The following is a 12021-nucleotide window of genomic DNA, read 5'->3' on the forward strand; positions in this document are numbered from 1 at the left end:
ATAGATTGCATCTCTTTTTATTGTAGTTGCTGGCACTGTATATTCCATCTAGTATTTTAGTGAATATATCAGTGATCCTTCGGATATATCGACGTTTCGACACGATATATTGATTTACCAACAAATTCCGAATGACGAAACAGAAAAATACCCCGGCATAACTTACGAATCACCATACTTACTTTTATTCAAACTTAATATAATAAGAAACGCAATTGCTATCACAGCTAAAAAACGAACCGGATTAAACGGTGTTCCTATCGTTTCATTAAAACGATGATAAATAAAGGGAATCATCTCAAGCACCATTAGCCCCATCGCTATTTTAAATGTCTCAGCCATCGCTTTATTTTTTATAAACGTAGCACGCTCATCACCTTGTTTTCCAATGGCTATAAACATTTTTATAATAGCAAATACTACAAATAAAAAGACACTTAGGGCAATAATAAAAATCAAAACATCCATCAAAATACACCTCTTATATGTAAAACTTATTTGACAAGAGTATAGCATCTTTCGCCTCGTATGTAAAACATATTTTACACATAAAAAAGACGACCGTTTCACAGTCGTCTTTTCCTATTTATTTAGGAGCATTTCCCACATATTGCGTAATATCAACATTTAACGCTTGTGCTAAACGCATTCCATACTCTTGATCTGCACGGAAGAAGTTACAAACGGCTAATAATTTCGTGCGTTCATTTACGTCTTTTAAGTCATTTGTTAAGTTTGCAATTAAGTTGTCTTGCTCTTCTTTAGAGAATGAACGGTAACGCTCACCCGCTTGTTTGAAGTCATTTGGTTTGTCAATTTTTTCACGAGATACGTAGCCTTCTACTTTCATAGTTGAATCGCGGTAAGCTGGGTCTTCAACTGGATTTTCAGCATGACGGCTCGGTTCGTAGTTGATTGTAGATGGGTTTTGATTGATTTGCATTGCCCCATCACGTTGTTGATTATGAACAGCTGCGTATGGGCAGTTTACAGGAATTTGTAGATAGTTTGCACCAAGACGGTAACGCTGCGTATCTGGGTAAGAGAATAAACGACCTTGTAATAATTTATCTTCAGATGGTTCAATACCATTTACAGTTGCACTTGGAGAGAACGCCACTTGTTCTACTTCTGCAAAGAAGTTTTTCGGATTACGATTTAATGTCATTGTTCCTACTTCAATTAATGGGAAGCGATCTTCAGGCCACACTTTCGTTGGATCTAATGGATCGAAATCTAAAGAATCTGTTTCTTCTAGTTGCATCACTTGTACGTGTAAATCCCACTTCGGATAATTTCCTTTTTCGATTGCATCGAACAAGTCACGAGTTGCATGGTTGAAGTCTTTTCCTTGTACTTCTTGCACTTCTTTTGCATTTAAGTTACGTACACCTTGCTGTGGTTTCCAGTGATATTTAATGTAGACAATTTTACCTTCTGCATTAATCCATTTAAATGAATGGACACCGAAACCTTCCATTTCGCGATAGCTTGCTGGTGTACCGTAATCAGAGAACACCCATGTCATCATATGTGTAGATTCTGGACTTAACGTCATGAAATCCCAGTAACGATCTGGCGTTTGAATATTTGTATCCGGTGCTGGTTTTAAAGAATGCACCATATCAGGGAATTTAATTGCATCACGAATGAAGAAGACTGGTAAATGATTACCTACGATATCGTAATTTCCTTCTTCTGTATAAAATTTAACAGCGAACCCGCGTGGGTCACGAGCTGTTTCGGGAGAACCTTGACCATGAATAACCGTTGAGAAACGAACAAATACAGGCGTTTCAGTTCCTTCATTTTGTAAAAATGCTGCTTTCGTATATTGCTTCATGCTGTTTTTCGTTACAAATACACCGTGTGCACCTGCACCACGTGCATGCACAACACGCTCTGGAATACGTTCACGATCAAAGTGCGCAAGTTTTTCTACTAAATGATAGTCTTCTAATAATACCGGTCCACGGCGACCAGCTGTACGAGAGTTTTGGTTGTCTCCAACTGGAGCACCTTGGTTTGTTGTTAAGCGATTATTTGGATTCATTTAGGGGGATCCTCCTCTTTACTTCACAGTAATTATTATTTATTTAAAATTATTATAAACTAATTATTATTCAAAACTAAGTTCTTGTCAACTATTTCCTTCATTTTTTTGGAAACAATTTCAGCTAAGCAATCGATAAATACAGCTTGTGAATTTGGCATATTTGGTCTAAAATATGCGGCATTTAATTCATCAGTTACAACTTTACACTCATAATCGTTGTCATATAAAACTTCTAAATGCTCTGCGACAAACCCAACTGGGCAATATACGAAAGATACATATCCATGCTCTTCAAATAAATCTCTCGTTAAATCTTGCACATCCGGTCCAATCCATGGATCAGGCGTATTTCCAGCGCTTTGCCAACCAATTGTATAGTTTTGAATATCGGCAGCCTCCGCAATTAAATCTGCTGTATGCTGCAATTGCTCCACATACGGGTCCCCTGCCGCAATAATTTTCTCTGGCAAACTATGCGCTGAAAAAATTACGACCGCTTTCTCTTTATCTTCAATCTTTGTAAATGTTTCTTTTATTTGATCTGCCCAATAGGAAATAAATTTCGGTTCATCGTACCATTGTTCAATTGGTTCAATAACAGGACCACCGATTTCTTTTGAAAGACGAATCGCACGGTCATTATACGCTTTAATGCTAAATGTAGAATAGTGCGGCGCTAATACGATACTAATCGCCTGCTCAATTCCATCGCGCTTCATCTCTTCTACTGCATCTTCTATAAATGGAGCAATATGTTTTAAGCCTAAGTAGCAAGTAAATTCATACTCTGTAAATATATTATTCATAGAATCTGTTAATTTATGCGCTTGCTCTTTCGTAATTTTTGCAAGTGGTGAAATTCCACCAATCGCTTTATAGCGCCCGATTAAGTCTTGAAGTGCTTCTTCGGAAGGTTTACGACCGTGGCGAATATGTGTGTAGTACGCTTCTACGTCATCTAATGATTCTGGCGTTCCATACGCCATTACGAGTAAACCTATTTTTTTCTTTGTCATCTATATAACACCTCAATTTTGTAAATGAGAATCTTTTTCAAGAACATTTGTTTCCAATTATAACAACTAATAATAAGTACGTCAAAATAATTATTCTAAATAAATATTTTTTCTAATATGATTTTTAATTTTATTTGACAATTTATTTAATAAAAAGCGACTTACATAAAAGTAAGTCGCTTTTCTTCTATTCTTTAATATTTACCCCATATTCTTTAAACCAAACATGAATTTGCGCTAAATGAGCTAAAAGTTGAGGGCCTGTCATTAATTGACCGAACCAAGGTGATTGAAATGCACTACCGCCTGACTCAATTAATCCGCTCAGCTGCTCTTTATCAAATAGTTCGTGTAAAATTGAACCTTTATCCGTTAATAAATCTTGTAGCCATACTGTGACTGCTTTCGTATAGTGCGGATTATGCGTTTTCGGATACGGACTCTTCTTTCTATATAAGATGTCATTTGGAAGTAATCCTTCTAACGCTTTACGCAATAGACCTTTTTCGCGGTTTTTATACATTTTCATTTCCCAAGGAATATTCCACGCATATTCGACAAGTCGGTGATCCGCAAACGGAACACGCACTTCTAAGCTTGCGCCCATGCTCATACGGTCTTTTCTGTCTAATAATGTTGTCATAAACCATACCATGTTCAAGTAAAATAATTGTCGTCTCTTTGCTTCAATTGGGCTTTCTCCCTCTAAAACAGGAACTTCTTGAATGGATTCTTCATAGCGCTGCTGTACATATTGTTGTAAGTTTAATTTATTTCTCCATTCTTTCTTTAGCAGTTGTTCACGTGCTTCTGTAGAACGCATCCACGGAAACGCACTCGATTGTAAATCATCTTCTCTATAAAACCACGGATAACCACCAAATATTTCGTCTGCACATTCCCCAGATAAACCGACGACAAAATCTCGTTTAATTTCACGGCAAAACCATAATAATGACGAATCAATATCTGCCATACCAGGCAAATCACGAACGAGTACAGCTTCTGTTAAATACTGCGCTAATTGTTCATTTGAAATGACGCAGCGATGGTGAATCGTTTCAAACGTATCCGTCATCAAATGAATAAATGGTGCATCTGAATTTGGCTGGAATGCATTCGCTTTAAAGTATTTGTCATTATCTTCATAATCAACAGAGTATGTGTGTAATTGCCCTTTTCCTGACCGTGCGTATTCTTTCGCGGCAATTGCTGTAATCGCGCTCGAATCTACACCACCTGATAGAAAAGTGCACAGTGGTACATCAGAAACGAGCTGCCTTGTAATCGCATCTTGTAATAAAAAGCGTGTTTTCTCTACTGTTTCTTCAAAGGAGTCTTCATGTTTTTTACTTTCCACATTCCAATATCTCCATATACATAAACCGTTCTTTGAAAATGTCATCGCATGACCTGGACGTAATTCTTTTATACCAGCATAAATACCGTGACCAGGCGTTCTAGATGGTCCAAGGCCGAATACTTCGGATAACCCTTCTAATGTTACTTCTGCCTTCACATCAGGATGAGCCAATATCGCTTTTAACTCTGAACCAAATAGTAACCGCCCACTATCATATTTAAAAAATAGCGGCTTTACACCTAATCGATCTCGCGCAATAAATACTTGTTCTTTCTGTTCATCCCATACGGCAAACGCATATATACCGTTTAAATGATCGACACATTCTTCTTTCCATTCAATATAGGACGCTAATAGTACTTCCGTATCAGAATGACCTTTGAACGTATATCCTCTTCTTAATAGTTCCTTTCGAATATCTTCCGTGTTATACAGTTCGCCATTATAGCAAATTGCATAATTCGTTTCATCCTTTAAACAAGTCATCGGTTGTTTCCCACCCTCAGGATCAACAACGATTAACCGTTTGTGCCCAAATGCAACATTGCCTTTAATCCAAACTTTATTATCATCTGGGCCACGCTTTGCTAACGTCTCAGCCATCTTCGTAACGACGTCCCGCTCTCCTTCTAATGAGCGTTTATAATCCACCCATCCTGTAATCCCGCACATATAAATCATCCTTCCATCTTATTTCTTTTCTTGAACGTGCAGTAATCCCCACCCTAAGGGGTGCGGATTAAAAAATGAAAAACTTGACGATAACCTACTATCCACATACGGAATAGCATTTTCACTCAGTAAAACGTGTTTTATTGTATGCCCACCTATGTCTAGATGTGTCTAGTTATAAAGAATGCGCGAACTGTCTATAACAGAAATAACTACTTTTCACAAAGGAGAAATCGTGTATGATACAACGTAACCATATTTTATATAACCAACCTCGCGCTCATACGGTCGGTAATGTAGAATATATAAACAATGAATGGGTATTCTTTGACGATGAAAATGATGAAGCATTTTTATTAGAAGATATTGCCGAAGATGGCTTTGAAATTTTATATAACAACAACTGGCTACCAGCTCGTTTCTATGAACAAGATGTATTACAAATCGCCAACGAACAGCACCACCTGCAAAACGGAGAAATGATACGAATTCGAAAGAAATTACTTCTCAGCTATACGGAATGGCTTGAGGAATTGCCTGACTCTGTCTTTACATTATTAACCGAATCATTGCAATCCCTTCATTACTCTTTATATGATTGCATGTATTGTCATAATTATTTATCTTTCTTACCGAAAGAGGAAGCATGCGAAGGGGTAAATATTCTTTTGTTTGATAACGAAGAGATGATTTGTACATTGCAGCATCATTTCGTCCGTCATGCTGCGTCAAATAAAAACGTGTTTCGTTTTACGAAAGTAAACGGAGAAGAGTTGCATATTGATGCGACATAAAATAAAAAACCACCTTATCTCCCAAGTCTTTGAGATTATAAGGTGGTTTTATTTTTCATTAAAATACTTGCCAGCCAATCGGTAATTTCAGTCCAAGGTAAAATACTGCTACTAGTGCAACAATAAATAGCCCCCAAACTGCCCCTGTTGCTTTGTTCTTGCTCATTTTCACAAGAACCATTTCCATTCCACCGATAACTAAAATACCAGCTACCATTTTTAAACCATACCACATGTGCATGTTACTTGTTGCAGTCTTCATAATACCCATGTACAACATGAAACCTGTCACAATAATGATAATGTACATAAGACGAAGCCCCATATGTACACCTTTACCTTTTCTTCCTGCTGAATAAAGTGAATACGCAACGAAGAATAAAATTAAACCTAACGCCCATGCTGTAATATGCATATGTACCATCGTATCCCTTACCTCCTCTTTTCACACTTTTTCACTCTATATGATAACATGTTCATTTATTTTCAGGAAATGTTTCGCTTTTTTACATTTAAATGCTATAATATTTAGAGTATTTACAAACTTCTTGTAATAACAAAAGGGGGAACAATCATGATTCAAACTAAGGATATTATCGAACTTACAGACACATACGGAGCAAATAACTATCACCCACTTCCAATCGTTATTTCTAAAGCAGAAGGCGTTTGGGTAGAAGATCCTGAAGGAAACCGCTATATGGACTTATTAAGTGCATATTCTGCAGTAAACCAAGGTCATCGTCACCCAAAAATTATTAACGCTTTAATTGACCAAGCTAATCGTGTTACGTTAACTTCTCGTGCTTTCCATAGCGATCAATTAGGTCCTTGGTACGAAAAAGTTGCGAAACTAACTAATAAAGAAATGGTACTTCCAATGAATACAGGCGCAGAAGCTGTTGAAACTGCAATTAAAACAGCTCGCCGCTGGGCTTATGATGTGAAGAAAGTAGAAGCAAACCGTGCTGAAATCATCGTTTGTGAAGATAACTTCCACGGACGTACGATGGGTGCTGTTTCTATGTCTTCAAACGAAGAGTACAAGCGTGGATTCGGTCCAATGCTTCCTGGCATTATCGTAATTCCTTACGGTGATTTAGAAGCGTTAAAAGCTGCTATTACACCAAACACAGCTGCATTCATTTTAGAGCCTATCCAAGGCGAAGCAGGAATTAACATTCCACCAGCTGGTTACTTAAAAGAAGCTCTTGAAGTATGTAAAAAAGAAAACGTTTTATTTGTAGCAGATGAAATCCAAACAGGTTTAGGCCGTACTGGTAAAGTATTTGCTTGTGACTGGGACAATGTAACTCCTGACATGTACATACTTGGTAAAGCACTTGGCGGCGGCGTATTCCCGATTTCTTGCGTAGCAGCAAACCGCGACATTTTAGGCGTATTCGAGCCAGGTTCTCACGGCTCTACATTCGGTGGTAATCCACTTGCATGTGCTGTTTCTATCGCAGCTCTTGAAGTGTTAGAAGAAGAAAAATTAACAGAGCGTTCTCTTCAATTAGGAGAAAAATTAGTTGGGCAATTAAAAGAGATTGATAACCCAATGATTACTGAAGTTCGCGGTAAAGGCTTATTCATCGGTATCGAATTAAACGAGCCAGCTCGTCCTTACTGTGAACAACTAAAAGCAGCTGGTCTATTATGTAAAGAAACACACGAAAATGTAATTCGTATCGCACCACCTCTAGTAATCTCTGAAGAAGATTTAGAGTGGGCTTTCCAAAAAATTAAAACGGTATTATCGTAATAATAGAGAGGTTGTCCTACATGTTGGGACAACCTCTTTCTTTTTTTAGTAGTTTATTGTAAATTTAGATTGAATATTCAATCTTTTTTTACAAAGGGGGATAATTGTATGCTTTTGAAATACGGCAAACATATTAACTATTTAGCTACTATTCTCATTTCTATTACATTCATCGGATTCTTATTATATACAACATTACTCCGTCACTACTCAACACCTCATACATTCATGCTACTAAAAATCTCATTTTGGACTGCTGTTTTCCTTACAGCTATCGGGTTTGGCCGTGAAAGAAGTTCTCTTGCCGTTATGCTAATCGGGATTTGTACGTTACTACTCATCGGATTATATATTTATGCTATTATAGATTTTTTCAATAGCCCATGGTCATAAAAAAGAGCTATCTATTAGTAAGATAGCCCTTTTCTTCACTTCACTACATTTCGTAAAGTACCAATTCCTTCTACTGTAACGACAACTTCATCACCAGCATGTAAAAACTTCGGTGGTTTGAAACCTTTTCCGACACCAGCCGGCGTTCCTGTTGCGATTATATCTCCTGGTTCTAATGTCATACCTTTACTTATCGTTGAAATGATTTCTTCTATTGAAAAAATCATTTTATTTGTATTTGAAGTTTGCCTTACTTCCCCATTTACTACCGTTTCAATGTGTAACGCGTTTGGCGCTTCAACCATTGATTTATGAATTAAATACGGTCCCATCGGACAAAATGTATCGAAACTTTTTCCAAGGAAAAATTGTTTATGCTTCCTTTGAATATCACGAGCAGTTATATCATTTATAATGGTGTAACCAAAAACATGCTCAAGCGCTTTTTCTTTTTTTATTTGTTTCCCTCGCTTACCAATGATGATAGCTAGTTCTCCTTCATAGTCTAGTTCATTCGTTGCGTGGGGATGACTATTAATTTTTTCATCCATTCCAATAACTGTCGTTGGCGCTTTCGTAAAGATCATTATATTTTCTGGAATTGACTCTACTCCGCCCATTTCTATCGCATGCTCACGATAATTTTTTCCAACGCAAAGAATATTCTTCCTTGGCCTTGGAATTGGTGCTAATATTTTCACCTCAGTTAACGGATAATACGCCGCCCCTTTATTTTCCTTCGCCCAATTTACAATATCACATATTTTTTCAAAGCATTCGGTTCCTCTTTCAATACACTCTAGCATTGTAATCGGAATCGTAACCTTTTCCCCTTTTTGTCTTTGCGCTTCTCTTACATGTAATACCTTTTCTTCCTCTTCATCCACAACACCTACAAATACCTTTTCTTCTTTTTTCGCCGTTACCAAACGCAATATTTCCACTCTCCATCCTAAAACTCATACCCTTTAATTGTATTCGCATCCGTAAGAAAAAAACCTTCTCATGCACGCTAATTTTTACAATATTCTTCTCATATTCTATTCGTTACTTCTTTGTATTTGGCATAAAATGTAGAAATTTTACTTTTTTTAGCGAAGGTGTTTCTTTTTTATGGGGTTTTTGTATAATATGTACTACATATATACTAAAAATTTCATTTAGAGATGGAGCCGATTTCAATGTTTGAGCAAGCGATTGAAAAAAAACGTGAAAAAATGATTTATTTTGCTGAACGCTATGGAATGACTTCTCAAAAAACAGTGGATTGTAGCCAAGAACTGGACAGGCTCTTAAATGTAATTTGGCATGTACATACGGATTTTCACCCTAATCAAACACTCGATACACACACGCAATAACGTGTGTGTTTCTTTTATCCCGCTTTAATGGGCAGTAAGACCCCCACCTCAAAATGCAGCGAAAGCAAAGAATTTAGGCGGGGGTCGGGCTGCCCATAAAAGTCCGATTGGTGAGGGCTAATAATCAGTGAGCGATGAAGAAAACCCCCACTGATTAAAGTTTCACTTTATTTCAAAAAAACACACATTTTATTGAAAACGCCCATACAATAGTAGAAAAGAAAATTTTAAAAACGAAAGGTGTTTTGTATGCCAGCTATGGTCGGACATATTCGTATCGTCAATATTGGATCAAGTGGTATTTTTCATATTGGAGATGTATTTGCGATTAGGCCTATTAGTTATTCACGTGCTTTTGCGGGGGCCGGCTCTTTTAATGTTGGAGATAACGTTTCTGTCTACAATTATCAAAGTGCAACGACTGTTAATGATTCAGATGTCGTTGATCAAGCGATAATTGGTTCAACTTAAAGGAGGCGATTGGATTGAATTTTTACGTAAACCAAAGCATCATTATTAACAGCATTAGAATTGATAGCATTACAACCTCTTCTGTATTCCAAATCGGTACTGCCGGAAGCATTAAAGCCCTATCTAAATTCTCAAATACTGGTGGATTTACAGAACCCCTTCGCCCATTACAGGCGAAAGGACAAATTATTTCTATCAAACCATCAACTAGTTCTTCTTAAGACATCCTTGTCATAAATATATAGCAGGAATATATTTACCCTCCCTATTGAAAAGGAGGTTTCACAAAATGAATCAAGATATATATACTTACTTACACCAACTTCAACAAGCTCTTCAAATACAACAAGCATCCATCCTGAATTTAGAGGATCAAGTGCGCCAACTACAAGAAGAGCTTAACGAATTAAAAAATCGCCCCTCCTCTTCTATAGGAAAAGTGGAATACAAATTCGATCAATTAAAAGTAGAAAATTTAAATGGTACTTTAAATATTGGTTTAAATCCGTTTTCAGCAAAAGGACAGCAAATTGAAGATTTCCAAGTGGATACAGAAACATTAAAAGTAAATCCTGAAACAGATACAAATCCAGACTTTTACCAAGGTATCCTTCAAGAAATGCATCGTTACTTAGATGAAGAAGCATATAATCGAATTCTCCATTTTGAACAAGAAGAGAGAACACCGCTCGATGAAATGTATCGACAAATGATGGTGGATGACATAAAAAAACAGATGGAGCATAGACTTCCTTATTATTTAACACAAGCGCAATCATATGAAGGGATTTCAACAGATCCAGATTATTTACGAGATATCATTATTCAAGCAATGAAACATGATATTGACAAAGCCTTCCTCTCTTTTATTCAACACATACCGGGCAATTTCCGAAAGGAGTAAGTATGTATGAATCTTAACGTTGTAAATCGTGAATTAAAAGTCGGACAGATTAAAATGAACGGTGTATCGTCGTCCGCACTCTTTTTAATCGGGGATGCAAATCTCCTCATTTTATCTTCTATTCTTGATACACCATTCGAAACTGTTACAGAGGGTCCATTTGTACCATTAGTCACAGATGTCCCTCCTACTCCAGGTTAAGGAGACTGAGAAATTATGTTACATCATGTGTCTGTTGTCCAAAATGTTTCTATTATTTCTTTAGGGATTACTGCCGTATTTCAAGTTGGAGACGCAAATCAAATGGAGTTAAAAAGTAGGGCTCTTGCCGTCCACAGGGAAATTCCTTGTTATATAAAAGGAGAAGGCCGCTTGGATGCCTTTGAAATTTTTACAGATGAACACGTCACAATCCCAAAGCGAACGACAGATGTAAAATTGAACATTGTAAATGAATGCCCTTTTATTGAAGTAAACAATGTTGAATTACGATCCCTTTTAAATTCTGGTTGCTTTCAAATTGGAAATGTTGATTATGGTTTTAATAACTCTCGTATTATGCAAATCCGCCAATATATTACGGATGAACCTTCCGCTCCATAATTCATATAGTAATTAAAAAGCTTAGTAAAGTAGGTGGATGGTATGCCTTCTGTTGTTGGAAATCTCGTCGTTCAAAACAGTAATGGTTCTTTCAATTTAGGGGATTTTTATAATGTGTCTCCGAAAGAAAATACGAAAGCTTATAACGGATCCGGAGCTTCCAATGTCGGGTTTGTCGTGAATACTTTTAACGGTGTTAGTGCAACAAATACGTTTGATTCTGATGTGGCCGATCAAGATCAGATCGGAACAGCGTAAAAAAAGTAGGAGAATATTCTCCTACTTTTTCTTTTATCTCATTCAAGATTATCAAAAAAACATTGTTTCATTTTATTTAAATGATAACCCGTTCTCCTCCAAAGCCTTTTTAAGCTTTGGCATAGACGCAGGTCCCATACCGTGCAGTTTTAAAATTTCTTTTTCACTATATTTTGAGAGTTCTTCTATCGTTTGAATTCCATGATGCTCTAGCGCATTTCGTGCTGGTGATGAAAGAAGTGAAAGAAATCCTGTTTTCGGTTTCTTTTCTTTCTCACAAGTCGGGCAAGTTGGACAATCGCTACTTTTATAGTATTCATGACCTTTTTCACACGTTCTTAACGTTTTTTCCGTTGCCATTTTTC

Annotated in this window: 17 protein-coding genes; 10 read left to right on the forward strand and 7 right to left on the reverse strand. The window is 36.9% G+C overall.

Annotation, left to right across the window (positions count from 1 at the left end):
• Positions 1 to 162: 162 nt before the first annotated feature.
• From AC3WTI_RS12260 to asnB, 4 genes are all read right to left on the reverse strand, one after another.
• Complete coding sequence (locus AC3WTI_RS12260; RefSeq protein WP_097840682.1) at positions 163 to 468, reverse strand: hypothetical protein; 306 nt, start codon at positions 466 to 468, stop codon at positions 163 to 165.
• Between the two features lie 118 nt (positions 469 to 586).
• Positions 587 to 2053, reverse strand: coding sequence for a catalase KatB (gene katB, locus AC3WTI_RS12265; RefSeq protein WP_048526680.1), 1467 nt, complete (start codon positions 2051 to 2053; stop codon positions 587 to 589).
• A gap of 59 nt (positions 2054 to 2112) precedes the next feature.
• Positions 2113 to 3072 carry a ferrochelatase gene (gene hemH, locus AC3WTI_RS12270; RefSeq protein WP_144488387.1) on the reverse strand — a complete coding sequence of 320 codons (960 nt, stop codon included), beginning with the start codon at positions 3070 to 3072 and terminating at the stop codon, positions 2113 to 2115.
• Positions 3073 to 3259: 187 nt separating this feature from the next.
• On the reverse strand, positions 3260 to 5107 hold the full coding sequence (gene asnB / locus AC3WTI_RS12275) for an asparagine synthase (glutamine-hydrolyzing) (RefSeq protein ID WP_087957709.1): 1848 nt from the start codon (positions 5105 to 5107) through the stop codon (positions 3260 to 3262).
• Positions 5108 to 5346: 239 nt separating this feature from the next.
• On the opposite strand from asnB, the gene AC3WTI_RS12280 reads away from it, so the two are divergent.
• Entirely contained in the window at positions 5347 to 5901 is a 555-nt protein-coding gene (locus AC3WTI_RS12280; RefSeq protein WP_097840684.1) for a DUF2777 domain-containing protein, read from the forward strand.
• Positions 5902 to 5959: 58 nt separating this feature from the next.
• Here the strand turns inward: AC3WTI_RS12280 and AC3WTI_RS12285 are convergent, their stop codons facing one another.
• Positions 5960 to 6325: a YisL family protein gene (locus AC3WTI_RS12285; RefSeq protein ID WP_000233492.1), complete on the reverse strand. Its 366-nt coding sequence runs from the start codon at positions 6323 to 6325 to the stop codon at positions 5960 to 5962.
• 150 nt (positions 6326 to 6475) lie between these two features.
• Between AC3WTI_RS12285 and rocD the strand changes: the two genes are divergently transcribed.
• Positions 6476 to 7666 (forward strand): ornithine aminotransferase, encoded by a 1191-nt coding sequence (rocD, locus tag AC3WTI_RS12290; protein ID WP_087957707.1) that lies wholly within the window; start codon positions 6476 to 6478, stop codon positions 7664 to 7666.
• Between the two features lie 108 nt (positions 7667 to 7774).
• On the forward strand, positions 7775 to 8059 hold the full coding sequence (locus AC3WTI_RS12295; protein ID WP_087957706.1) for a hypothetical protein: 285 nt from the start codon (positions 7775 to 7777) through the stop codon (positions 8057 to 8059).
• Between the two features lie 35 nt (positions 8060 to 8094).
• On the opposite strand, the gene AC3WTI_RS12300 is transcribed toward AC3WTI_RS12295, so the two are convergent.
• Entirely contained in the window at positions 8095 to 8994 is a 900-nt protein-coding gene (locus AC3WTI_RS12300) for a fumarylacetoacetate hydrolase family protein (protein WP_253621520.1), read from the reverse strand.
• A gap of 246 nt (positions 8995 to 9240) precedes the next feature.
• Here AC3WTI_RS12300 and AC3WTI_RS12305 point away from each other — a divergent pair, with 246 nt between their 5' ends.
• From AC3WTI_RS12305 to gerPF, 7 genes are all read left to right on the forward strand, one after another.
• Positions 9241 to 9420: an aspartyl-phosphate phosphatase Spo0E family protein gene (locus tag AC3WTI_RS12305; protein WP_000462845.1), complete on the forward strand. Its 180-nt coding sequence runs from the start codon at positions 9241 to 9243 to the stop codon at positions 9418 to 9420.
• Positions 9421 to 9669: 249 nt separating this feature from the next.
• Positions 9670 to 9891 carry a spore germination protein GerPA gene (gene gerPA / locus AC3WTI_RS12310; RefSeq protein ID WP_001111188.1) on the forward strand — a complete coding sequence of 74 codons (222 nt, stop codon included), beginning with the start codon at positions 9670 to 9672 and terminating at the stop codon, positions 9889 to 9891.
• A gap of 14 nt (positions 9892 to 9905) precedes the next feature.
• Positions 9906 to 10112, forward strand: coding sequence for a spore germination protein GerPB (gene gerPB / locus AC3WTI_RS12315; RefSeq protein WP_087957704.1), 207 nt, complete (start codon positions 9906 to 9908; stop codon positions 10110 to 10112).
• Between the two features lie 68 nt (positions 10113 to 10180).
• A complete protein-coding gene (gene gerPC / locus AC3WTI_RS12320; protein WP_087957703.1) occupies positions 10181 to 10795 on the forward strand; it encodes a spore germination protein GerPC in 615 nt (204 codons plus the stop codon).
• A 6-nt stretch (positions 10796 to 10801) separates the two neighbouring features.
• Positions 10802 to 10996, forward strand: coding sequence for a spore germination protein GerPD (gerPD, locus tag AC3WTI_RS12325; RefSeq protein WP_001052807.1), 195 nt, complete (start codon positions 10802 to 10804; stop codon positions 10994 to 10996).
• A 15-nt stretch (positions 10997 to 11011) separates the two neighbouring features.
• Entirely contained in the window at positions 11012 to 11398 is a 387-nt protein-coding gene (locus AC3WTI_RS12330; protein WP_087957702.1) for a spore germination protein GerPE, read from the forward strand.
• Positions 11399 to 11440: 42 nt separating this feature from the next.
• A complete protein-coding gene (gene gerPF, locus AC3WTI_RS12335) occupies positions 11441 to 11656 on the forward strand; it encodes a spore germination protein GerPF (protein WP_001141566.1) in 216 nt (71 codons plus the stop codon).
• 72 nt (positions 11657 to 11728) lie between these two features.
• On the opposite strand, the gene AC3WTI_RS12340 is transcribed toward gerPF, so the two are convergent.
• Positions 11729 to 12016, reverse strand: a complete 288-nt coding sequence (locus AC3WTI_RS12340; protein ID WP_087957701.1) for an RNA polymerase alpha subunit C-terminal domain-containing protein — start codon at positions 12014 to 12016, stop codon at positions 11729 to 11731.
• Positions 12017 to 12021: the final 5 nt, after the last annotated feature.

This window comes from Bacillus sp. EB106-02-03-XG38, assembly GCF_058792175.1.